The following is a 23,811-nucleotide window of genomic DNA, read 5'->3' as shown; positions in this document are numbered from 1 at the left end:
AAAACCCACAAGAAAAACTTATAGCTCATGCACTTGCCCTTGAATGCCCTGCGCGCCTTCGACGCCGCAGCGCGCCACCTCAACCTGACCCGTGCCGCGCTGGAGCTGCATGTGACCCAGGCGGCCATCAGCCAGCACATTCGCCAGCTCGAAGAGCAGCTGGGCAAGCCGCTGTTTCGCCGCTTGCCGCGCGGCCTGGCACTGACCGACGAAGGCATGGCGCTGGTGCCCGTGGTGGGCCAGGCCTTTGGCAGCCTGTCGCGCGCACTGGCGCAGGTGCAGGACAAGCGTCCGCACGAGGTGCTGTCGGTGGGCGTGGTGGGCACCTTTGCCGTGGGCTGGCTGCTGCCACGGCTGCGGGCCTTCCAGGAGGCCCATGCCTTTGTGGACTTGCGGCTGTTCACCCACAACAATCGGGTGGATCTGGCCGGCGAAGGCTGGGACTGCGCCATCCGCTTTGGCGACGGGGCCTGGCATGGCACGGCCGCCCGGCAGCTGCTGCAGGCACCACTGACGCCCATGTGCGCGCCAGCCATTGCCGCACGCCTGCACCAGCCCGCCGACCTGGCGCATGAGACCTTGCTGCGCACCTACCGCGCTGGCGAATGGGAGCAGTGGTTTGCCCACACCCAGCTGGCCTGCCCGCCGCTGCGCGGCAGCGTGTTTGATTCATCGCTGACCTTGGCGGAGGCAGCGGCCCAAGGCTTGGGCGTGGCGCTGCTGCCGCTGCGCCTGTTCTCTCGCGATCTGCAGGCCGGTCGCCTCGTTGCCCCGTTGGCACAGACCTTGGACACCGGCAGCTACTGGCTGACGCAGTTGAAATCGCGCAGCCCCACGCTGGCCATGCAGACCTTCGAGCAATGGCTGGTAGCGCAATGCCAGCTGGAACAAGACGGCTAAGCGCGGCTTGCGGCTATTCGCCGAGGGTGCGCTCTCCTACAAGCGCCTAGTCCCTTGTCAGACAATGTGGCGAGCGCAGCAGACCTAGGATATAAAGTAACAAATTACCGCGTTCCTGTAAAAAAACACGCTGCGCACCCGCAGAATGACAACCACTGAGAGGACATCCATGCTTTCCACCCGCTCCATCACCGCCTTGTCTGCCATCGCAGCCGCCTTGCTGGCGGCCGGTTGCGCCACCACCACCGGCGACATCGAAGACCTCCCCCGCCCCAAGTCGGGCCACTGGCAGATCAGCTCGACCGACCAAGACGGCCAGACCGTTCAGTTCCAGGATTGCATGGACAAGGACACTTTCTACAAGACCCGCGAGCTGCAAAAGGCCAAGTACGAGGTGCAGCAATGCCAGACGGGCAGCCGCAAGGACAGCAATGGCTGGCAGTTCACCTCCAACTGCAAGGTGGGCCAGACCGAGCAACGCATTGAAAGCAGCCGCAAGATCAGTGGCGACTTCCAAAACAACTTCCATGTGCTGTCGGTAACCAAGCAGCAGATGCCCGATGGCAGCACGGTGGAGACCACCCGCAACATCAAGGGCGAATACCTGGGCGCCTGCCCTGCGGGCACCAACCCTGGCGACCGCGTGTTCAGCAGTGGCGACAAGATCAATTTCTACGACATCACCGGCCTCAGCCCCAAGTAAAACCTGAGCCATCCCGCACCAGCCCGGCCCTGCCGGGCTTTTTGACGTCTGTGCACCGGGCCTTTTTGCTGATCTACGTCTAGATATGGGCGATTCAGATACAGTACGATGCTCAGCCGTTTGGGTGCAGCTGTGCTGCCTGGCAGCGCGCGCCATCGCCACCGGGCTTGCACAGGGGCCGCGCGCCAGCCACCCAGCCGCTGCACAATGCTGGCTGGAATGCGCTGACACCCATTCCACCTGGCTTTTCCCATGAAACACCCGAAAAATGCGGCCTGACCGGCCTGGCATTTTTTGCCGACTTCCCCCATGTCCCAGCAATACCTTACCGCCGCGCTTTACCAGTTCATCGACCTGCCAGAGTTTGCCCAATGGCAGCAGCCCTTGCAGGCGCTGTGTGAGCAGCACCAGGTCAAGGGCCTGCTGCTGCTGGCCCATGAAGGCATCAACGGCACGATCGCTGGCCTGCCCGCCGATGTGCAAGCCGTGCTGGACTGGCTCAAGCGCGACCCGCGCCTGGCCCAGCTGGTGCACAAGGAGGCCTATGCCGAACGCAACCCCTTCTACCGCATGCGCGTGCGGCTCAAGCAGGAGATCGTGACCTTGGGCGTGCCCGCGCTGAACCCGGCGCTGAACGCGGGCGAATACGTCAAACCCGAAGACTGGAATGCCCTGATCAGCCAGCCCGATGTGGTGCTGGTCGACACCCGCAACGACTACGAGGTGGGCATTGGCAGCTTTGAAGGGGCGCTCAACCCGCACACCAAGAGCTTTACCGAGTTTCCGCAATGGGTGGCCGAGCAATCCCAGCCCGGTGGCGCGCTGCATGGCAAGCAAAAAGTCGCAATGTTCTGCACCGGTGGCATCCGCTGCGAAAAGTCCACCGCCTATATGAAGACCCAGGGCTTTGACCAGGTCTACCACCTCGAAGGCGGCATCCTCAAATACCTGGAAACGGTGGCCGAGGACGAATCCATGTGGTGGGGCGATTGCTTTGTGTTTGACGAGCGCGTCTCGGTCGGCCATGGCCTGGTGCGCGGCCCGCACCAGCTGTGCCGCAGCTGCCGCATGCCACTGGGCGCCGCCGAGCTGGCGCATGCCCACTATGTGCGCGGCGTCAGCTGCCCCTATTGCCACGGCAGCCGCACGCCCGAGCAACTGCAGTCCCTGGCCGAGCGCCAGCGACAGATGGACCTGGCGCAAGAGCGCGGTGACACCCACCTGGGCCACACCCAGGCCAGCTCCCAGCAATCGCGCCAGCAAAAAATGGCTGCGCAGCAAGATGCCATGAAGGATCTTCCGGTGCTGTACTCCTTCCGCCGCTGCCCCTACGCGATGCGCGCCCGCCTGGCCCTGGCCTATGCCGGCATTGGCTGCCAGCTGCGCGAAGTGGTGCTCAAAGACAAGCCCCAGGCACTGCGCGATGCATCCCCCAAGGCCAGCGTGCCAGTGCTGGTTCTGGCCGATGGCACGGTGCTGGACGAAAGCCTGGACATCATGCTCTGGGCGCTGCGCCAGAATGACCCGGACCAGTGGCTGAGCCCCACGGCAGGCAGTTTGGCCGACATGCAGGCCCTGATCGCCCGCCATGACAGCGACTTCAAACCGGCACTAGACCGCTGCAAATACCCCAGCCGCTACCCGCAGGAAGACGCTGCTGCCGCAGCGGCCACTGCCCAGGCGTTTCTCGGCGAGCTGAACCAGCAACTGGCCGCCAGCGGCTACCTGTTTGGCCGCGATCCGAGCCTGGCCGACATGGCCATCCGGCCCTTTGTGCGCCAGTTTGCCGGCATTGACGAGGCCGCATGGCAGAATCAGCCCTGGCCCCACCTGCAAGCTTGGCTGCTGCGTCTGACCGACTCGGCACTGTTTGAGCAGGTGATGGAAAAATACCCCGCCTGGCACCCGGACGAAGCCGGCATGCTGTTCCGCTGAGCGGGCGCACAGCCGCCCTGCAGTGAGGGTGGTGTTGAAGCTGTAGGCTGCCCTGTACTATCACGCCATCGAACACCCCATCTACCAGACCTGCAGGCGCCGGATTGCGCGCTGGGCAGGCCGCGCACCATGAACGCTCCCCGTATCCATCTGATCTTTGCCCGCGCCCGCAATGGCGTGATTGGCCGCGACAACCAACTGCCCTGGCACCTGCCCGAAGACCTGGCCTTCTTCAAGCAAAAAACCGGCGGTGCCACCGTCGTCATGGGCCGCAAGACCTGGGACTCGCTGCCACCGCGCTTTAGGCCGCTGCCCGGCCGCGACAACGTGGTCGTCACCCGGCAAAACGGCTGGCTGCCCAGCCCGGCCAGCGACCGGGTCCATGTGGCCACAGACCTGGAGGCTGCCTTGGCCACCGCGGCTGCGCTGGGTCAATCCGTCTGGGTGATCGGCGGGGCGCAGATCTATGCGCAGTCCCTCGCCCTGGCCGACGAGGTCTGGGTGACCGAGATTGACCAAGATTTTGACGGTGATGCCTATGCGCCGGTGCTCGATGGCCAGTGGCAAGAAGTCTCGCGTGAGCGCCACACCAGCAGCAACGGCCTGTACTTTGCCTTTGTCTGCTACCAGCGCCTGCCATCCTGAGCGCGCCAGCGCGCTAACCACCTCTGCCTGAGCCCTGCTTGCTGGTGCGGCGCAGCAAATTCATGCAAAATGGATTTCATCCAATAGCAATCTGCAGCCGTCCGGCCTTGAGCCCGACGCTGCCTTATGACGGAAAACTGTGACGATGAGCCTGGTACAAGCTTTGCCCGCCGGCCCGTTGGATGTGATCGGCGATGTGCATGGCGAGCGCCAGGCACTGCAGGCGCTGGTCCGGCATCTGGGCTATGACGAAGACGGCTGCCACCCGGCAGGCCGCACACTTGTTTTTGTGGGCGATTTCTGTGACCGGGGCCCAGACAGCCCTGGCGTGCTGGCCCTGGTGCGGCGCTGGATGGAAAACGGCCGTGCCTGCGCCGTGCTGGGCAACCACGAAATCAACCTGCTGCGTGAAGATGCCAAGGACGGCTCAGGCTGGTACTTTGATGAACGCATCGAAGCCGACAACCCCAAATATGCGCCTTATGCGCGTGCAGACCAGCAGTTCAGCGATGAAATGCTGCCTTTTTTGCGCCAGCTGCCGCTGGCGCTGGAGCGCCCGGACCTGCGCATTGTGCATGCCGCCTGGATTGGCGACAAAATCAACCAGGCACGCGCCCTGCAGCCAGGCCATGTCGCCGATGACTATGACCGCCTGGAGCAAGAGGCCTACATCCATGCGCAGGCACAGGGAATTCCGGCCAGACTCCAGGCCGAAAACCAGGCCTGGCCCTACCACCTCGAAGATGGTGCCCACTGCCCGCCCTTCATGCCTGCCCATGCAGACAGCGAGCTGAACAAATCGCAGTACAACCCCCTCAAAGTGCTCAGCTGCGGCGTGGAACGCCGGGGCAGCACGCCGTTTTTTGCCGGCGGCAAGTGGCGCTTTGTAGAGCGCGTGGCCTGGTGGGACGCCTACGCCGACAACACGCCCGTGGTGGTCGGCCATTACTGGCGCCGCATCCATGCGCTTGACCGCTCGGTTCTGGGCAAGGGCGACCAGGATTTGTTCGCCGACATCAGCCCCTATGCATGGCATGGCCAGCTGGGCAATGTCTTTTGTGTGGACTTCTCGGTGGGCGCGCGCTGGACCGCGCGGCTCGCCGGCCAGCCACCGGAGCAGGATTTCAAGCTCGCGGCCCTGCGCTGGCCCGAGCGGGTGCTGATCCTTGACGACGGCAGCGCGCAGCCCACGACCGGCTTCCTGCAAGAGCCAACGCCCGCCCTGGCCTGAGCCAGGCGCTTGAGCCCGTTCAGGCATGAAAAAGCGGCCCGTGGCCGCTTGCTTCTTTGAACCTGCGCGCCTATGCAGGCGCCGACCCAGACGCTGGTCGCGTTACAGACCCAGGGCCGCAATACCCGCCTTGGCGATCTGTGCATCTTCCGGTGCCTTGACACCGCTGACGCCCACGGCGCCAATGCATTCGCCGTCCTTCATGACCGGCACGCCGCCTTCAAGCATGCCGTCAATCAGCGGCGCACTCAGAAAAGCGGTGCGGCCACCGTTGATCATGTCTTCGAAACCCTTGCTCTCGCGGCGGCCCAGTGCCGAAGTACGGGCCTTGGCCACGCAGATGTGGGCCGACACGGGCGCTGCGCCATCGCGGCGGATCATGCCCAGCAGGTTGCCGCCATCATCCACCACCGCAATGCTGACGATCCATTGGTTCTTGACCGCTTCGGCCTCGGCCGCATTCAACACCGCCTTGACATCGGCCAACTCCAGCACTGCTTTGGTTTTCATGGTGACTCCTTGGAAAAAATTCGGGAAACCCGGTTGTTCAGCCTGCCAGCTTAACGGCATTTAACCGCCCTAATCAAGCACAGGCATCACAGCATTTGTGCCTAAAACGGGGGTAATCCCCCGCGCACCTCAGGCTGCTGTGTCTTCGTTCGCAGCAGGGGCCTCGGCATCTGCGGCCTCCGCTTCGGTCTTGATCGACGGTGCATGGCCGTCCCATTCGAACACGGCCATGCTCTCGACGTGGGCGGTGTGTGGGAACATATTCACCACGCCGGCAGCCACGCAGCGGTACCCCGCCTGGTGCACCAGCAGCCCGGCATCGCGTGCCAGGGTCGCCGGGTTGCAGCTCACATACACAATGCGCTTGGGCGGTGTCCAGTCCTGGGCGCTGTCAGGCAGCGGCGCGGTATCGGGCACCTGGTGGCGGGCCTTGTGGATGTCGGCCAGCGCCTTGGACAGCGCAAAGGCGCCTTCGCGCGGTGGGTCAACCAGCCATTTGTCTGCATGGCCATCGGCAACCAGCATTTCCGGCGTCATCTCGAACAGGTTGCGCGCCACAAAGCGCGTGGGCGCCAGCGCGCTGCCTGCAGGGCGTGCGGCATTGTTGGCCGCGTAGTTCTCATGCGAGCGCTGCACCAAGGTCTCCGAGCCCTCGATGCCCAGAACCTCGCCAGCCATGGTGCCAATGGGCAGGGTGAAGTTGCCTAGGCCGCAGAACCAGTCGATCACGCGCTCGGTCTTCTTGGCGTCCAGCAGGCGCAGCGAGCGGCTCACCAGCACCTGGTTGATATGGGGGTTGACCTGGGTAAAGTCGGTGGGCTTGAACGGCATGGTGATGCCGAAATCCGGCAGTGCATAGGACAGCTGCTCGCCCACGCCATCCATCAGGTGCACGGTGTCCGGACCCTTGGGCTGCAGCCACCACTGCACGTTGTGGGCGGCGGCAAAGTCGCGCAGGCGCTGCAGGTCGGCCTCGCTCAAAGGCTCCAGGTGGCGCAGCACCAGGGCGGTGACATGGTCGCCGCAGGCCACCTCGATCTGCGGGCAAGTCTCGCGGGCATCCAGGCTGCCGATCAACGCGCGCATCGGCATCAGCAAGGCATCGACATGCGGGGGCAAGATCTTGCAGGTTTCCATGTCGGCGATGTAGCGGCTCTTGCGCTCATGGAAGCCCACCAGCACCTTGCCCTTCTTGGCCACATAGCGCACCGACAGGCGCGAGCGGAAGCGGTAACCCCAGCTGGGGCCCTCGATGGGACGCATCACGGTCTCCGGCACCACCTTGCCCAGGTGCCAAAGATTGTCTTCCAGCACGCGCTGCTTGGTCGCAATTTGCGCACCCACATGCAGATGCTGCATCTTGCAGCCGCCGCAGGCGCCTGCATGCAAACCAAAGTTGGGGCAGCCGGGCCGCACGCGCTGCGACGACTCGCGGTGGATCTGCAGCAGATCGGCCTGCTCCCAGTTGTTCTTCTTGCGCCGGGTCTTGGCGCTGACCCATTCGGTGGGCAAGGCGCCGTCGACAAAGACCACCTTGCCATCGGCACGGCGCGCCACGCCCTGGGCGTCCATGTCCATGGACACGATTCGCAGGGCATCTGCGGGGAATTGCGCCGCTTCGGCGGCATCGGGGGATTCGGTGGGAATATTCTGTGGGGTCTGCGCTTGGCTCATCCCGGTATTTTCGCAGGCTGGGCAATGGCCTGCGGCCAACCTCTGGCAATTCTGGGTGGCGAAACACAAAAAATGCGGCTGGCATGCCTTGCGCATTGACAACGCAAGTCAAAAATCAATCAGTACTTGAGAAGCAAGCTGGACTGCCAGTGGTCAGGTTGACAAATCCCTTCCTCACGCCCGGGCATGTTCGAACGCCTCGGGACTGCCTCCGCCCAGATGGCTGTAGCGGCGTAACTGGTGATAGAACGCCTCAATGTAGTCGAATACATCAGCCCGCGCCATCTCCCGGGTCTTGTAGAGACGCTTTCGGATGCTCTCCTTCTTCAGACTGCTGAAGAACGATTCCATGACTCCATTGCCCCAACAATTGTCCCTGCGGCTCATACTTGATAGCTGTCCATGTGTTTTGCAAAATCTCTTGAAGACATCGCTGCCGTATTGGCTTCCGTGATCAGAATGTAGCAACACCTGCGATGCCGGTATGCGTCTTCAAACTGCGCCAGCAATGCATCCAGCACAAACTCAGGATCAAGGGTTGCCTTTATGGACTATCGCACCACCTTTCGGGAATACAAGTCCACCACAGCCGTCAATACAACCAACCTTGCCATGTAGGTGATGTCAGTTACCCATGCTTTGTCTGGAGCTCCCACGTTGAACTGGCGCTAAAGATGGTTGGCCGAGATGATGGAATGGAGTCCGACAATCTTGCGCGGGGCATTGTAGCCTCGCACTGCTTTGATCTTGTGTTCACGCATGAGGCGGGCCACCCGATGCTTGCCGCATAACTCGCCAGCCTCTCACAGATCTACGAACACACGGCAGGCAACATACATCCCATGACTGGCGTTGTAGGAGCAGCGAATCAACACAAGCAGTCGTTGATCCTCTTGTTCACGAACTGAGACAGGCCCATAGAGCCACGCGTAGAACCCTGCACAACAACTGACACATCAAGCTGAGGACGTGTTGCTCGCGATGCTCGTTGACGAAGCGATACTTGATTCGAACGCCCTGGCCAAGTACCACATGGCTTTTTTAATATATCTCGATCCTCCTCCATTCGACGCATTTGACTTCGCAAATGCAGTATCTCGCTTTTTGGCGTCCAGCTCTTAAGAATGCTGCACGGATTGACCAGGAGATGCTGCCTTCACCCATTTGTACAAGCTATGTATCCATACATCTAAACGGGCTGAGACCTCGGCAACAGAATAACCGCACTCATTCACTTTCTTGACGATCTCTTCCTCGAATTCTGGCGTAAATCTCAGTGTACTCACGAAGACCTCCTATACTCAAAAGATAGGCGGAGTTCGCCTACCTGACTATGTGCGATCCAACCAACGGCTCAATGGTATCTAGCCAAGCCCATCGATTCAACGAGTGAGCCCGCCTCAGGCAAGCACAGCGCATATGCAATCTACTCTCCGGCAAATTTAGACCTTGTCATTTCTTCTCCTTCGCGCCAATCGTGGCTACTCGAATGCAACCCTAGCTCTAGTTCTAAAACTTCCGGCATTCGGGAGGGAGATCATTCACAATATTGCGAGATGCATCAAAACAATTATCGATTTGATTCCTTCACTCATCCACCTTCCATCGAGCAAAATACCATACAAGAAAAGCTCAAGACTCAAAATAATTAGCAGATTTTCAATCTGAAACAACAACAGACAACACACAGTATAAATCTCATTAGTTTCAAATTATGAAATGACATATTAAAATACATCCTTTCAAAAGCAAAGCAGGAATTATTTTAATGCTTTGCAAAATATCAAAAATCAGTATTATTAGTCTTGCTTCTAGATTTATTTTAAAACTTTATAGAGAATGAAAAATTACTGAGAATTTATCTCTATTCCATTGATCGTTATCCCGCAATTACCTGTAATACGATCAACTTTAGGTCCATCGGGCACAATTTCCGCATGATAATCAACCCCAAGGATTTCGTAATCCCAAGAATTTGGACTAATACCATTAAACCCTTGAAGATTTCTCACCAAAGCAATCATATTATTAAATTGCTGAGGGGTTATAACACCATGGTATGCATCAATCTTCGGCGCAGCAGAACCGGATTGAAAATCTGATCCAAAATTTGTAATGTAATTACTACCACTCACAATAGGAGCATGACCAAAAGGAATACTTCCTTCAGGAAGTAATTCTGTAGGTTCTACACTATGTGAAGCTCCAGCTGGAGGCATGTAACCATTACGAGAATCCCAAGTATTATATATCACTGCAAACACCTTCCCCGTTATACCGCATTTCACAAACATACCAAAATATGTAAATATACAAGCATTACCCCACATTGCACACCAATTCACCAGCTGATTGACATACATGTGCAAGTTTTGCCCATGAGACCATGGCTTTACACCGGAAGGTAAATTTTTATTCCACAACGTAAAGCTCCATTGCGGAGCATCAGAATATGTCTGCGTAGAAAATCCATTCAAAAACCATCCAACCTTCCCATTTTGAATTTGAATAGTAGTACTTCCAGAACCAGACTTATTATCATCATATAAAGAAACTTGATTAGCCAAGGTACTAACAATACCAGACCCAGTATATTCAGTAGCTTGCCAAGAGCTAGAACGGTAATCTAAACTTGAAGTATAAGTGTTACAATGATTACTTAGAAATGTTGCAATATCATTGCTAAACTGAGAAGACGAAAGCAGTTGAGTAAAAGCCATTTTTATGTCACCAATAGTAATTCAAATGGATAGAGGTTTTTACAACCAAAGCAATTTAAATATAAAATCCAAATAGTTAACCTCTAATTTATTCATAATAAAATACATTTACTTAAATTATCAAATGCAATTTATTAAAATATATTAAAGAATTGAACAGGTAATGTTATTATTTGGATGATGACTCTAGGTAAGAATTCAGACTAAAAATCCAACCTCTAGGCATAACATTTATGGAACTGGACTTTTTGATAATATTAAAATATGATGAATCTTTTATATTTATAGCAGCATTAACGGCTAGTGGCAAACTTCCTGCTGCGACAACCCCAAGTACAGATTTGATGAATTGATCACGACGCATACGAACAGCCCTTTCATTGCTAATGCCATTAGCCTAGAAGATGATTGCAATACTTGTCAAGCCAATAAACATAATGATTCACTTGCTACATATTGACAACATCACAGAAATAGCAACCTTCAGTTTACTTATGAAGCGTAAAAGATCTTCGTCCTCAGCACTATACTGACGCCTTAAGGAAACTCTGCAAAATTCCCGGCTAGCCTCGCCGCATGAAATGATCCAAAGATGAAGTAAATGAACCTAGCTGTTCAGTCTCGTATGATCATATTCCCCGAAGAAACTGGACACTCTTTAATTCAAGAGAAGTGATGTTCGAGGTTCTTGAGTCGTTCAAACGGGAGCAAGTCGCATGAGTCAAGTTTATTCCAAGGCGCGCACTACACCTCGAACCAGAGCCGAGATCAAAGCATCGTCAGCCACGCTGGATCAATTGGTAGAACGCTACAAAGTCAGTCGCGCTACGGTACTTAAATGGAAGCACCAAGACGGCCCGCAAGATCTTTCGCAGCGCCCCCACAAACTGCATACGACGAGGCTGCCAGTGCAAGAGGCCATTGCTGTGGCGCTGCGCTGTCTACTGCTTTTGCCGCTCGATGACCTGGTCGCGGTAGTACGAGAGTTCATCAACCCTGATGTTTCCCGTGCCGGACTTGATCGGTGTTTGCGCCGTAACGGCGTCTCCAGCTTGCGCGAGCTGCAGCCCCTTCAGGCATAGGCAAGGAGCGGTCCGTCAAGACGTTGAAGGACTATGAACCAGGCTTCGTGCACGTGGACATCAAGTACCTACCCCAGATGCCCGACGAGCAATCTAGACGCTATTTGTTCGTTTCCATCGACCGAGTCGCTCGCTGGGTGTTTATGCACATTTATGCGGATGAAAGCGAGGACAGCAGCGTGGACTTCCTCAAGCGCCTGGAGACATGCCGCACCCATGAAAATCGTCAAGATACTCACGGAAAACGGCAGCCAGTTCACAAATTGATTCACGAGTAAAACGACAGGCCAGCGGACTTCACAAGTCCGATGTGCGATGCAAAGGGCCGGGCATTGAGCATCGCCTGTGCCCACCCCTTCATCCCCAGACGAACGGCATGGTCGAGCGTTTCAACGGCAGAATCAGTGAGGGGCTGCATCAGACGCGCTTTGCATCAGCAGCACAGTTGGAGGCAACTCTGATGAGCTATGTGAAGACGTACAACCATCAGATCCCCCAGCGGGCAATCAAGCACATTTCGCCCATCCAAGCCTTGAAAGACTGGTACGTGAAAAAGCCTGACTTATTCAGGAAGCGGGTTTATAACCAGTTGGGACTTGACACCGAGCTACGGGACTCGAGAAGAAGTCCAAACGAATACGCAAACGAGAGCTCTTGGACGAGATGGATTTGGTCGCTCCCTGGCCGAGCTAGTTGTGTTCATCAAGTCGCACAGCACATCCCAAGCTACTGACAGACCTACTTTTGCAGTCGAGACTATCCTGCGAGTGCAAGTGGTGAGCGTGCCCCGCAAAATGCACCTGAATAAGAAAGGCAACCTGTGGTACTTTGGGACGAAGTGCCATATTGGTGTCGAAAGCAACTCTGGCTTACACACCATGGTCTCAACGCCAGGCAATGAGGCGAATGTATCGCATGCGCACAGGCTATTGCATGGCCATGCGCTGGGTGACAGCGGCTACCAAGGCGCGGGCAAATGCGCGGAGGCAAAATGCAGCCAAGTGAGGTGGCACATTGCCATGCGCAAAAAGCTCTATTTAGGCAACCAGCTGGGAATGCCCAAAGAGAAATACGAGCAAACCAAGGTCAGCATGCGCGCCACGGTGGAGCACCTGTTTTGTATCGTCAAGCATCAGTTCAGACTCAACAAGGTGCGATACAGGGGCATCGACAAGAATGACAACAAGTTGCAAACGATGTTTGCTCTCTCCAATTTGTGGCTGGTGCGAAAACAGATGATGCGGGTGCAGGCATGAGTGCGTCTGCACATGCCCGAAAAGTGCTAATAGCTGCCATCGCGGCTTGAACCCTAGCTGCAAAACTGCGCCGAACTGCCAAATAGGCAGTGAGCCCGCCCGCACTTCTGAATTCAGCGGTTTTACAGAACCTCCGTAAGGAAAATCTACAAAACTCACAGCGGGCTCCGTCGCACGGGTTTTTCAAAAGACCAGGCAAATGATTCTCGTTATCGGATCCGAGAAAAGTCCAACCGAACGGGTAAACTTGAGCTCTTGGATGCGATAGATTTGGTCGTTTCCTGGAGCGGGCTGGTGAATCTCCACAACTAGGGTGTTTTTGCAAAACCCTACTCCAATGACATGGACGTGAAACTTGATGAGACCCACGGCCGCTTCGAAATCAATTGTCAGCGATCAGCAAGGAAGACAACGCAGCGGACCGCCTGAGACCACGCTCAAATCAAGGCAGGGAGTTTTGCAAAGGGGTCCCCAGCCACAATGCAAGTCGCGGTGCAATTACTGCGCCGTGATCATGCTGCCCAGGCTCAGCTGGTCGGTGACCATGTTGGCGCTGGTCGATGAGAGCTTCTTGGCACCGGGCAGCGCATGCACCTCGGTCACACACACAGCGCTGTTGGGTGTAAACACGACCCGGCTGCCTGCGGGCAATTCGTCTGCCGTTTGGTGCAGCGGCTTGGACATATCGACCGGCGGCTCCGCACTGCGGTAAATCACCTCGCTCTTGCTGTCGTACACCGTGTAGCAGGCGGCCTGTGCCCAGGCAGAGGCCGTCAGGGCCAACACGGCCAGTGCGGTGGATTTGAAGCTGTAATGTGAACCGGTCATGGATGGAACTCCCGCAATCATTTTTATCAATGCAGCGAAGTTACCAAATTTTTTCGATCTGCGCACGCCGACAGGGGGCGGAAAGGTCAAGAAAAATCAACTAAAAACAAACCCTTACACAAATCTTCTCGCCAAGCTATCTTTGTCAAAGATGATATTGATAATTATTCGCACCCAATGTTATGATTTCCCATCGCCGTGGTGCGGGAGCGTGCATAGGAACACCATGCCAAGCTCCTCTGCCACGGTGCTTGTTTCATCGTGGGGCGACTCTCGGGGGCCGTTCAGCTCCAGAGTCGTTTTGGCCAGCCAACGATTTTTTCGCACAGCCACGCATTTTTTCGATGAAACCCTGCACAGCCGCCAGGCCATTCGCCATCTGACCGCTTGGCCTGCGCGCGCACAGGTTGCCATGCCCAGGCCATGCTGCCGCCCCGCACCGCCCCAGCCGCACCACCCTTCTCTCCCCCAAGCCCTATAACGCCCCCTGGCGCAATCCGCTCGAGCGCCTGACCTGGCGCTCCGTGGCCTCTTCCAGTACCAAGAAATTGCTGCTGCCGCCTGCCACGACCGTCAGCCAGTGCTTGGCCCGTGTCAGGCCGGTGTAGACCAGCTCACGGGTCATGATGGGCGAGAGGCTGGGCGGCAACACCACCGCTGCGTGGCTGAACTCCGAGCCCTGGGATTTGTGGATGGTCATCGCGTACACGGTCTCCACCGATTGCAAACGGCTGGGCAAGACCCAGCGCAAGCCCTCGCTGGTGGCAAACACCACCCGCAGCGGTGCTTGCAAGCCCGCACCGCCACCCACTTCGGCCACGCTGCCGTGTGGCATCTGCACCGTGATGCCGATATCTCCGTTCATCAGTTTGAGGCTGTAGTCATTGCGGGTCACCAACACCGGGCGCCCGGCATACCAGCCGCTGCTTTGGGCAATCAGCTCGCGGTGGGCCAGCAATTGGGCAATGCGCTCGTTGAGACCCTCCACGCCCCAAGGCCCGCTGCGCAAGGCGCAAAGCACCTGAAACTGGCCATGGGCCTGCAGCAGGCGCAGAGCCCAGGCGTTCAAGGCCTCTGGGCTCGGGTCTTGCGGCATCTCGTGCATGACTTGCAGGTAGTGGCCATAGCCGACGGGGCCGGACGCTGTTTTGGCAGGGCTGTCGACAAAACGCTTGCCCCCGCCGTCCAGCACCAGCTGGGCCAAGGAGGAATGCGTCAGATCGGGTACCGCATAGGCGGCCAGATCCGGGTAACCGGCCTTGAGCAAGGGCTTGATCGCCCTGCGCCGCCCTGCATTGACCACGCGGGCGAGCTGACCGATGCCGCTGTCCGCATGAAAGCGGTGGCTGACCCGCAGCATCACCACCGCCTGGTCCAGCGGCTTGCCTGCCATGTCCTGAAGATCAGCAGGCACTTGCTCGCCCGTCACCTGCTGCAGCCACTGCACTGTTTCATGCCAGTACAGGCCCCGCTCGGAATGCGCGCACAGCTCGCCGAGCACGGCGCCCGCTTCCACCGATGCGAGCTGGTCCTTGTCGCCCAGCAGCACCAGCCTGGCTTGCGCAGGCAAGGCCGACAGCACGGCCGCCATCATCTCCAGGTCGACCATCGAGGCCTCGTCGATCACCAGCACATCGAGCGCCAGCGGGTGCTGCGCATCATGGCGAAAATGCCGGCTGTCTGGCCGGCTGCCCAGCAGCCGGTGCAGGGTTTGCGCCTCTGAGGGGATGAGCGGCTTCAAGCTGCGCACATCGCCGTCCTCCGCGCCCGGTGCCACCGGCGGCAGTTGTGCGTCGTCCAGACGCGCCAAGGCCTGCACGATCGATTCGGTCAAACGCGCAGCGGCCTTGCCCGTGGGGGCTGCCAGGCAAATGCGCAAAGGCCGGCCATCTTGCTGCAAAGCCATGCTCTGCAACAGGGCCAGCAGCTTGACCACGGTGGTGGTCTTGCCAGTGCCAGGCCCCCCGGTAATGATGGAAAAGGCGCTGGATGCCGCCAGCGCGCAGGCCATCTTCTGCCAATCCGGGCTTTGCTCGGCCTGGCTCGCCTGCCCTCCCCCTGCCGCAGGGGCAAACAAGGTGTCCAGCGCCTGGCGCAGCCATGCGTCTTGCGTGGCACTGCGGCCGCTGCGCAGCCGCTGGCTGGCATCGATGCGCTGGCCAATGGCTTGGGCCACATCTTGCTCATACTGCCAGTAGCGGCGCAAGTAGAGCCGGTCGCCCTGCAGCACCATTGGCGTGCCACCTTGGCTGGCTTTGCCTTGCACGGCAACCAGCGCACTGGCCTGCAGCAGTGTTTGCCACTGCAGCAGGTTGACCTGGGCGAGCAGCTCGCTAGGCAGTGGCAAAGGCGTGGGCTCGGTGGCGCCGCTGCCTTGTGCGGCGGTATCGGGCGGCAGCGACAGCGCAAAGCGGCTGTTGTCCAAAGTAGCCTGCAGATCCAGGCAGACATGGCCTCGGCCCAGTTGGTGGCTGGCCAACGCTGCGGCCAGCAACACCAGGGGCGAGGCCGTGGGTTCCAGCTCGTGCAAAAACAGCACAAAGGCCTGGTCCAGACTGCGCAGCCAGCCATGCGCTGTCCAGCGCTCAACCGTTTGCAGCAGGCTCGCTGTTGCTGCATCCGTCATTGGCAGCTGCAGCGCAGCTGCTGTGCGCTGCAGGGGCAGGCCTTCCTGAGGCAGGCCGTCCTGGGGTTCTGTCGTCATGGCATTCATCATCATTGCGCAAACAGCGCGTCGAGCGCATCCATCAGCGCGCGCGGGGGTTTGTCGGTATAGAGGCCATGCTGCGCAGCACCAATGCCGCGCAAAAACCAGTAGCGCACACCGCCCACATCACGCTCGTAGTCGTAACCGGGCAGGCGCTGCTGCAGCAGGCGGTGCAAGGCATAGATATAGAGCACATACTGCAGCTCATAGCGGTGCTGCAGCACCGCAGCGGCCATGGCCTGTGCAGTGTAAGCGGCGCTGTCGGGTCCAAGCCAGTTGGATTTGTAGTCCATCACATAGTAGCGGCCGGCATGCTCAAAAACCAGGTCCATATAGCCTTTGAGCATGCCGTGAAGCTGGTTGCCCAGCAGCGCAGGCCGCGCCTGTCCGGGCAGCACATGCTGCTGCACCAGCGCATCGAGCTGGCCGGTGGAGGCCCGGCTGATGGACAGCCAGAACTCCATCTCGACCTGGTAGTCGCCCAGCTGCTGCAGCGCCACGGCCGTCTCGCCCGTCTCGCCCGTCTCACCCGTCTCACCCGTCTCACCCGTCTCACCCGTCTCACCCGTCTCACCCGTCTCACCCGTCTCGCCCGTCTCCGACGAAGCATGGGGCAAGCCCAATGGCGTTTGCAGCCATTGCCGCACAAAGCCCTGCAAGGGCTCGGCCCAATCGGCCCAGCCGCGCAGCTGACAGCGGTAGGCAATCAGGCCATCGAGCGCTGCAGGCTTGTCCAGCACGGCGGCAAAACCTTCCTGGGCACACCACTCCAGCAGGCCATGCAAAAAATTGCCAGCGTCCGGCCCTTTGGGAAAGGCGTGCAGGCTGCCGGCTTGCGGCAGGGCACGCGGCGCCTGCTCTGCCGGCGCTGGCATGTCCTGCGGCTCCAGGTACTGGTCCTGCTGGGCCGTCTCCGGCTCCGCTGCAGCACTGGCTTCGTCGTTCAGCGCAGGCTGCGATGCCGTGGTCAGGCCCAAGCGCTCGGTCAGCGCCGAGAAGCTGGCAATCCACCAGTGCTCATCGGCTTGCCGCCTGGGATAGCGCGCCGGGTAGACCACAGGCGGGCTTTCGGGCTGGTAGCGACTCAGGCTGACCTCGGGCACAGGCTGGACTGCTATTTGCGGACAGGCATTGGCAAATTCCTGCAAGTAGCCGTGCAGGTTCAAATCGGGCAGCTTTTGCCCACCAGCCAACAGGTAGCCTACCGCGCTTTTCTCCAGACTACCTGCCCGGCTCATGCCCTTGGCCAGCGGCGCCACGCCCAGCCACAGTGCGTACTGGGCACGGGTCAGCGCCACATATAGCAGGCGCATGTCTTCGCTCAGGCGTTCGTCGTTATGGGCGCTGACGGCCTCTTGGTGCTTGTTGCTCAGCTCCACCACCAAGCCGCCCGAGGCCGCATCGTGGTACTGCGCATAGCCCCGGCTCTTGCCATCAAAATCACGCCAGCTGCTGATGAAGGGCAGCAGCACCAGCGGGTATTCCAGCCCCTTGGATTTGTGGATGGTGACAACCTTGATCAGGTCCGCATCGCTCTCCAGGCGCAAAATCTCTTCCTCACCCTCGGGCCTGGCCATCTGCTCGGCCAGACGCCGGATCAGCGCCTGCGCGCCCTCTACCTCGGCCGATGTGCGCTGCAGCCATTCGGCCAGATGCAGCACATTGGTCAGGCGCCGTTCGCCGCCGGGCTGGGCCAGCCAGCGCGCGGGCAGGTCAAAATCGACCAGCCATTGGCGCAGCATGGGCAAGACGCCCTTTTTCTGCCACAGCTGCTGCAGCACCCGCGTGCGCAGTGCCAGCTGCTCCCAATGCAGCTCGTCCTGGTTGAGGCGCTCCAGATCCTGCCAAGACCAGTCCATCGCTGCGGTGGCCAGGGCCACGCGCAGCAGGCCGTCATGGCCGGGCGCATTGACGGCGCGCAGCCAGCGCAGCATGTCCGCCGCCTCAGCGGTCTGGAACACCGAGTCCCGGTCCGAAAGGTAGACGCTCGCCAAGCCCCGGTCTTTGAGCGCATTGCGCACCAGCTCTGCCTCAGCGCGGCCCCGCACCAGGATGGCGATATCCGCCGGGCGCAGCGGCCGGCTCAGCGCATCTGCCGAGGCACCAAAACCCGCCAGCCCTGTGCGGGCAGCGTTGAGCCAGTGGGTGATCTGGCTGGCTGCCGCCTGGGCCATGTGCTGGCGGTAAGCCGTCTCGGGCACACCGGTGCGCGCTGTTTTGGCAGCCGCCGCCCCATCGGCGGGCTCAGCCTCGGTCTGCCCTTCGGCGCTGGCCTGCAAGGTCCACAAGGTCATCGCAGCGCTGGCCCTGCCATCGAGGAAAAGCGCGTTCTTGCGCCCATGGGCATCGACGGCCACAAAGGGCACCGGGTTGTGGGTCTCGTCCTGCCTGAAACGGAAAGCCGCTCTTGCATGGCCCTCTGCGTGTACAAAACAGTGGTTGATGGCCTGCACCACCGCCTGGGTGGAGCGGTAGTTGGTGCCCAGCGAGTAGTGGCGCCCTTCGGTCGCCGCACGGGCGCGCAGGTAGGTGTAGATATCGGCACCGCGAAATGCGTAAATCGCCTGCTTGGGGTCGCCAATCATGAACAGGCCTTGCGCGGCATCGTTGTCTGCAATGCGGTAGATGCGTTCAAAAATGCGGTACTGCAGTGGGTCCGTATCCTGGAACTCGTCGATCATCGCGACGGGAAACTGGCTGCGGATGCGCTGCGCCAGCGCCTCCCCACCTGCCCCGTGCAAGGCCGCATCCAAGCGCTGGAGCAGGTCGTCAAAACCCAGCTCGGCCCGGCGCTGCTTCTCGTCCACCAGCGCGCGCTGAACATGGGCTATCGCATGGCGCAGCAGCAAGGGCTTGAGCGGCGTGGCCGCCTGCGCATCCTGCGCCACCGCCTCCAGCCAGGCATCGATGGCAGCAAAGGCCGCATGTTCGGGCACGGTCACGCCCTTTTTGGCCTTGATGCCCGACTGGCTGAAGGCCCGTATCTTGGCAGGCGCCGGCGCGCCATCGGCCCAGTCCGCCATCGCCGCCAGCCAGGCCTCGAATACGCCCGGCTCGTCCTTCTTGGGGTAGGTCACGCCGTTGAGGCCTGGCACAAGCGCGATGAGCTGTTGTTCCAGCGCGCCCCGGTTGTGCCGCCACAGCAGGCGGGCCGCGTCCTCCAACGCCTTTTGGCGTGCTGCCGCCTCGCTGGCCTTTGCCAGCAACGCAGCCAGATCGACCTGTTCGGCCTGCGCCAACACCTCGCCCTCATAGCGCCATTGCGCATCCTGGCGGCTGAGCATGGGGGTGATGGCCTCTTGCAAGGCTTGCGGGTTGGCCACCACCTGCAGCAGGCTGTGCAGCGACGTGGCGGGCAAGTCGTAGAACTGGCGGCGCCAGTAGTCCTGCACCACCTGGGTCAGCAGCTCGCTTTGGTCGGTGATCAAGGTCTGCTGGAACAGGCTGCCACTGTCAAACGCATGCTCGCGCAGCATGCGGTAGCACCAGCTGTGGATGGTGGAGACGGCGGCCTCGTCCATCCAGTTGGCGGCCTCGTGCAGCAAACGGGCACAGGCAGGCCAGCGACTGGCAGGGTAATCGGCGCGCAGTGCCAGCAGCAGCGGGTCGACCCGCTCTTCGCCGCAGGCATCTTCCGGGTCTTGCGCAAACAGCTGGGCAGCTTCCGAGAGACGATGGCGAATGCGGTCGCGCAGCTCCTGGGTGGCGGCATCGGTAAAGGTCACCACCAAAATATCGGGCGGCGCCAGCGGCCGGCCAAAGGCCTGCTCGCCTCCGTGCTGCAGCACCAGGCGCAGGTAGAGCGCGGCGATCGTATAGGTCTTGCCGGTCCCGGCACTGGCCTCGATCAGACGGCTGCCCCAGAGCGGAAAGCGCAGGGGATCCAGCGGCAACGTGGCCAGGGATGGCGCAGCAGCGTTGGGCGGCATCGCAGTCATGGCTGCCCCTCCTCGTCGCCATGGGCAAAGCGCGCCAGGCCTTGCGGGTGCTGCCCGTTGACCAGTTGCACATGCTCCAGCATGTCGCCGTACAGCTGCTGGGCCACCTCCAGCAGACCTGCGGCCAGCAGCTGCTCAAAATCCGGGAAAGTGCGGGCCAGTTCTGCCGAGCGCTGCAACTCACCATTGCCCCGGTAGCGGTCGTCATAAAGCGCGGCGAGCTGGCCAGCAGTGGCCTTGGGCTCCAAGCTGGCGATGGAGGTGCGCACCGCTGCGGGCAAGGGCGCGCGCATGCCTTGCTGCCACAGCAGCAGCAGCTGGCGCCAGGCGGCCCGCGCATCGCCCGCCGGCAACGGCGCAAACACGGCGATGCCTGACTCGGTACACACCACGGTCGTCAGGGGCTGGCCGGCGTTGTGCCAGGCCAGGTGTTCCACCCAGGCGCGTACCAAGCGGTCGTAGCGCAGTTGCTCGCCCGCATGCAGGCGACCGGGGGACAGGCTGATTTTGGCGGCGTTCGGCGCATTGGCAGCGTCTGTCCAACGCAAGCCGCGCAACCAGTCAGACACGGCCATGCCTGGCTCGCCATCGGCATAGCGCAGCTCCAGTGCCGCGCTACTAGCCAGCGGCCAGTAGCGCAGTGCTGCTGCATACACCTGTAGTGCGCGCAGGGCCGCATCTTGCGCGGGCTCCAGCGCGCAATCGGCAAAGGCACGCAGGGGCAGCCGCCCTTCCAGGCGCAGGCGCTGGGCCACCGCCTGCAGCTGTTCGCGCAAGCGGTGCATATCGGCAGCCTCCGCAGGCTTGTTGCGCACCCAGGGCTCCATCGCTTCGAGCAGGCTCGCCTGCAAGGCCCAGGCCTGCAGGCCATCGGGGGCAAACATCTCCTCGTCTTGGCCGGTCAGGTCTTCGTCCTGAAAAAACACCTGCAGCCGTTGGCGAAAGAACGCCGCCACCGGTTTTTGCGCAAAATCCTGCAGCTGACGCAGGCTCAGCGCCGTCTCCAGCGCCATCGGGGGCAAAGCCTCCAGCGCATCCTGGGCCACTGCGCCCGGCATCCCCTCCCCATGCACGCCATGCCATTCCTGCGCATAGGTGTAGAGGCCGTCGCTGCCCCGCTGTGCGGGGCCCTGCGCAAAATACCGGGGGCTGAAAGGCTGCAGCGGGTGCTCCTGGGTGAGCGCGCGCAGCAGGGCCTCGCCAGCCGCTGGATTGGCATGCGCCGCTGCATCGGCATCGCTGCCGGCCAGTCGCCAGCCTTGGGCCAGATGGTCGCGCAGCTGGCCAATCAGCACCGAAGGAGGCCGGGCGGTGCTGTCGCGGATGCTGCGCCCTACCCAGCTGATGTAAAGCTGCTCGCGAGCTGACAGCACTGCCTCCAGCAGCAAATAGCGATCGTCATCGCGGCGCGAGCGGTCACCCGGCCGGTACTGCTGGCGCATCAGGTCAAAATCCAGCACCGAAACCGGGCGCGGATAGGCGCCGTCGTTCATGCCCAGCAGGCAGACCACGCGAAACGGAATCGCCCGCATGGGCATCAAACTGCAAAAGCTCACCGCCCCGGCCATGAAGCGCTGGTTCAAACTGCTGGCATCCATGCCTGCCAACCAGGCCTCGCGCGCCACCGACAGCGGCAGGGCCTCGTCAAACGCCGCCGCCTCGCACTGGCCCAGCCAGCGTTCCAGCCCCTGGAGCAGCTGCATCTGCAGCAGCTTTTCATGCTCCTGCTGCGGGGCAAACAGCAGTGCCAGCACCTCGCGGGCACGTGCCACCCAGTCACTGGGCGATGCGTCCTGGGCCAGCAGATCGCAGGCCTGCTCCAACGCACGCAGCAAGGCCGCCAGCCCGCCCAGCGCGGCGGCATCCAGGCCGCCAATCTCGTCATAGGGCTGGATGTCATCCAGCGCCTCACCGCGCCCCACGGCAAAGCCCAGCATCATGCGGCGCAGGCCAAAGCGCCAGCTGTTGGTCTCGCCCGCCTGCGCCAGGCCGATGCGGGCGCGCTGCGCCGCATCCAGGCCCCAGCGCACACCCGCGCCCTCGATCCAGCGGTGCAGCAGTGCCAGCTCGTCCGGGTCGATGCCAAAGCGCTGGCGCACGGCATCGACGGCCAGCAGGTCCAGCACCTCGCTGACGGCAAAGCGGCTCTCAGGCATGGCCAGCACATGCTCCAGCGCCACCAGCATGGGTTCGCGCCCACGCTGGCTTTGGTCAGCCAGGGTGTAGGGAATAAAGCGCGGGTCCGCGCGTGCCGTGCGGCCAAACACCGCATCGATATGCGGCGCATACACCTGGATGTCGGGCACCATCACGATGATGTCCCTGGGCCGCAGGCTGGCATCGGCGCCCAGGCGCGCGAGCAGCTGGTCGTGCAGCACTTCCACCTCGCGCTGCGGGCTGTGGGCGCTGTGAAAGCGGATGGAATGGTCATGTGCCGGCTCGACCCCCGGCCACAGCGCACGGCTCTCAGCCAGGGGCCGCAGCTCCAGTATGTCGTCCTGCAGTTGGGCGAGCATGTGCGCGGGCTTGGCCTCGCCAAACAAGTCGATGCGTCCGCCGTTGACCGGGCTGAGCAGCGAGGCGTACTGGTCGGGCTGGTCGAATTCGTCAATCAGGTGGATGTAGTCGCGCCCCTGCTTGCCCCAGGCTGCCAGCAGCGGGTGGGCATGCTGGTGCAGGTCGTCGTCGCTGATCAGCCCTTGCATGCTGCCCTTGCGCTGCTGCCGGCGGTACTGGTGGCGCAGCAAATCCTTGTCGGCCACGATGTCCGACCAGTGGTGGCGGCAGGGGTTGTGCACGCACAGCAGCACCTGGCAGCTACGGGACATGGCAGCCAGCGCCTGCAAGGTCTGCGCCGGCATCGACGAAATACCAAACACCACCACCCGGCGCGGCAGGCCGGGGCTGCGCGCCTGCGGCGCTTGCCAGAACTGCACAAAGCGCTGGTGCACGGCGGCGCGGCTGGTGTCCATACCGGCAGCGCCCACATCGCCCAGCAGCGCACGCCACAGCACGGCCTGCCACTGTTGCTCCTCGTCCAGGGGCTGGGCATCGCCCCGCGCACTGCGCAGCAGATCCCGGCCCTGGGCCCAGTCCTGCAGCCAATCGGCGCGGTAAACCTGGTACTGGTCAAACAGGTCAGCAATGCGCTCGGCCAGCTGGTAGCGCCGGCGCTGGTCATGGTCGTCGTCCAAAAAACGCTGCAGCGCGGCAAAGGCGGGCTGCGCCAGCAACTGGGGCAAAAGGCGCATCAAACGCCAGGTGAGCGGCTGCTTGTCCAGCGGTGAGATCTCGGGCACATCGCTCTTGCCCAGCACCGCGCGGTAGGCCTGCCACAAAAACTGCGCGGGCAGCTGCACCTCCACGGCTGCCGTGATGCCGCAGCCGCCTTCCGCCACCGGTTGGGCCATGGACAGCTTGAGCCACTGGGCAATACCATTGCTTTGCACCAAAATCGTCTCGCTCTCCAGGGGCCTGAGCGGGTAGCGCTGCATCCAGGCCACTACGAGGTCGCGCAAGGCTTCCGGATGGTTGCTGTGTATCACCATCAGGCCAGGGGTCATCGCGTTGGCGGGGGAGGATTGCATCAAAGGGAGAAAGACGAGCGGAACGAGCCAGCTTTCGAATGTAACGCAGGCGACCGCCTGGCGGGGCCAGCGGGCCCGGAACAGGCAACAAAAAG

General features: G+C 60.8%; 12 protein-coding genes and 4 pseudogenes. 8 read left to right on the top strand and 8 right to left on the bottom strand.

Translation table 11 applies throughout. The annotated features are described in order from the left end of the window. Positions 1-27: 27 nt before the first annotated feature. From M2375_RS05200 to M2375_RS05175, 6 genes and pseudogenes are all read left to right on the top strand, one after another. A complete protein-coding gene (locus tag M2375_RS05200; protein ID WP_259164376.1) occupies positions 28-900 on the top strand; it encodes a LysR family transcriptional regulator in 873 nt (290 codons plus the stop codon). Between the two features lie 169 nt (positions 901-1,069). Next, complete coding sequence (locus tag M2375_RS05195) at positions 1,070-1,603, top strand: DUF3617 family protein (RefSeq protein WP_259164375.1); 534 nt, start codon at positions 1,070-1,072, stop codon at positions 1,601-1,603. 309 nt (positions 1,604-1,912) lie between these two features. Next, a pseudogene (locus tag M2375_RS05190) lies at positions 1,913-2,830 on the top strand (rhodanese-related sulfurtransferase); the annotation flags it as partial. A gap of 60 nt (positions 2,831-2,890) precedes the next feature. Continuing rightward, positions 2,891-3,538 (top strand): glutathione S-transferase, encoded by a 648-nt coding sequence (locus M2375_RS05185; RefSeq protein WP_259164779.1) that lies wholly within the window; start codon positions 2,891-2,893, stop codon positions 3,536-3,538. Positions 3,539-3,667: 129 nt separating this feature from the next. Then, positions 3,668-4,183, top strand: coding sequence for a dihydrofolate reductase (locus M2375_RS05180; RefSeq protein WP_259164374.1), 516 nt, complete (start codon positions 3,668-3,670; stop codon positions 4,181-4,183). 145 nt (positions 4,184-4,328) lie between these two features. Next, on the top strand, positions 4,329-5,414 hold the full coding sequence (locus tag M2375_RS05175; protein ID WP_259164373.1) for a metallophosphoesterase: 1,086 nt from the start codon (positions 4,329-4,331) through the stop codon (positions 5,412-5,414). A 102-nt stretch (positions 5,415-5,516) separates the two neighbouring features. Here the strand turns inward: M2375_RS05175 and M2375_RS05170 are convergent, their stop codons facing one another. The 4 genes and pseudogenes from M2375_RS05170 to M2375_RS05155 form a co-directional block, all read right to left on the bottom strand. Next, on the bottom strand, positions 5,517-5,924 hold the full coding sequence (locus tag M2375_RS05170; protein ID WP_259164372.1) for a heme-binding protein: 408 nt from the start codon (positions 5,922-5,924) through the stop codon (positions 5,517-5,519). Positions 5,925-6,053: 129 nt separating this feature from the next. Next, positions 6,054-7,598, bottom strand: a complete 1,545-nt coding sequence (gene rlmD, locus M2375_RS05165) for a 23S rRNA (uracil(1939)-C(5))-methyltransferase RlmD (protein ID WP_259164371.1) — start codon at positions 7,596-7,598, stop codon at positions 6,054-6,056. Between the two features lie 174 nt (positions 7,599-7,772). Next, positions 7,773-8,884, bottom strand: a pseudogene (locus M2375_RS05160) (IS3 family transposase). Between the two features lie 561 nt (positions 8,885-9,445). Beyond that, the gene (locus M2375_RS05155) at positions 9,446-10,318 is read right to left on the bottom strand and encodes a hypothetical protein (RefSeq protein ID WP_259164370.1); all 873 of its coding nucleotides are present in this window, start codon (positions 10,316-10,318) and stop codon (positions 9,446-9,448) included. Between the two features lie 716 nt (positions 10,319-11,034). Between M2375_RS05155 and M2375_RS05150 the strand changes: the two are divergent. Together M2375_RS05150 and M2375_RS05145 are read left to right on the top strand one after the other, a co-directional pair. Next, a pseudogene (locus tag M2375_RS05150) lies at positions 11,035-12,001 on the top strand (integrase core domain-containing protein); the annotation flags it as partial. A gap of 35 nt (positions 12,002-12,036) precedes the next feature. Beyond that, positions 12,037-12,656 (top strand): annotated as a pseudogene (locus tag M2375_RS05145) (transposase). A gap of 498 nt (positions 12,657-13,154) precedes the next feature. Here the strand turns inward: M2375_RS05145 and M2375_RS05140 are convergent. The 4 genes from M2375_RS05140 to recC form a co-directional block, all read right to left on the bottom strand. Next, positions 13,155-13,484: a hypothetical protein gene (locus tag M2375_RS05140; protein ID WP_259164368.1), complete on the bottom strand. Its 330-nt coding sequence runs from the start codon at positions 13,482-13,484 to the stop codon at positions 13,155-13,157. Positions 13,485-13,959: 475 nt separating this feature from the next. Beyond that, the gene (gene recD, locus M2375_RS05135) at positions 13,960-16,188 is read right to left on the bottom strand and encodes an exodeoxyribonuclease V subunit alpha (RefSeq protein WP_259164367.1); all 2,229 of its coding nucleotides are present in this window, start codon (positions 16,186-16,188) and stop codon (positions 13,960-13,962) included. An 11-nt stretch (positions 16,189-16,199) separates the two neighbouring features. Continuing rightward, on the bottom strand, positions 16,200-20,129 hold the full coding sequence (gene recB, locus M2375_RS05130; RefSeq protein WP_259164366.1) for an exodeoxyribonuclease V subunit beta: 3,930 nt from the start codon (positions 20,127-20,129) through the stop codon (positions 16,200-16,202). After that, entirely contained in the window at positions 20,126-23,716 is a 3,591-nt protein-coding gene (recC, locus tag M2375_RS05125; RefSeq protein WP_259164364.1) for an exodeoxyribonuclease V subunit gamma, read from the bottom strand. Before recC ends, recB begins: the two co-directional genes overlap by 4 nt. Positions 23,717-23,811: the final 95 nt, after the last annotated feature.

This window comes from Comamonas sp. BIGb0152 (genome assembly GCF_024809975.1).
GTDB lineage: Bacteria > Pseudomonadota > Gammaproteobacteria > Burkholderiales > Burkholderiaceae_C > Comamonas.
Note: the sequence above shows the minus strand (reverse complement) of the source record. Positions and strands in the feature narration are given on the sequence as shown.

Excerpts from the sequence above, each read along its gene's own strand:
- M2375_RS05185 (WP_259164779.1), top strand. The coding sequence starts at position 2,891 with ATGAAGGATCTTCCGGTGCTGTACTCCTTCCGCCGCTGCCCCTACGCG.
- M2375_RS05155 (WP_259164370.1), bottom strand. The coding sequence starts at position 10,318 with ATGGCTTTTACTCAACTGCTTTCGTCTTCTCAGTTTAGCAATGATATT.
- recB (WP_259164366.1), bottom strand. The coding sequence starts at position 20,129 with ATGACTGCGATGCCGCCCAACGCTGCTGCGCCATCCCTGGCCACGTTG.
- recC (WP_259164364.1), bottom strand. The coding sequence starts at position 23,716 with ATGCAATCCTCCCCCGCCAACGCGATGACCCCTGGCCTGATGGTGATA.
- M2375_RS05180 (WP_259164374.1), top strand. The coding sequence starts at position 3,668 with ATGAACGCTCCCCGTATCCATCTGATCTTTGCCCGCGCCCGCAATGGC.
- M2375_RS05195 (WP_259164375.1), top strand. The coding sequence starts at position 1,070 with ATGCTTTCCACCCGCTCCATCACCGCCTTGTCTGCCATCGCAGCCGCC.
- M2375_RS05175 (WP_259164373.1), top strand. The coding sequence starts at position 4,329 with ATGAGCCTGGTACAAGCTTTGCCCGCCGGCCCGTTGGATGTGATCGGC.
- M2375_RS05140 (WP_259164368.1), bottom strand. The coding sequence starts at position 13,484 with ATGACCGGTTCACATTACAGCTTCAAATCCACCGCACTGGCCGTGTTG.
- recD (WP_259164367.1), bottom strand. The coding sequence starts at position 16,188 with ATGACGACAGAACCCCAGGACGGCCTGCCTCAGGAAGGCCTGCCCCTG.
- rlmD (WP_259164371.1), bottom strand. The coding sequence starts at position 7,598 with ATGAGCCAAGCGCAGACCCCACAGAATATTCCCACCGAATCCCCCGAT.
- M2375_RS05200 (WP_259164376.1), top strand. The coding sequence starts at position 28 with ATGCACTTGCCCTTGAATGCCCTGCGCGCCTTCGACGCCGCAGCGCGC.
- M2375_RS05170 (WP_259164372.1), bottom strand. The coding sequence starts at position 5,924 with ATGAAAACCAAAGCAGTGCTGGAGTTGGCCGATGTCAAGGCGGTGTTG.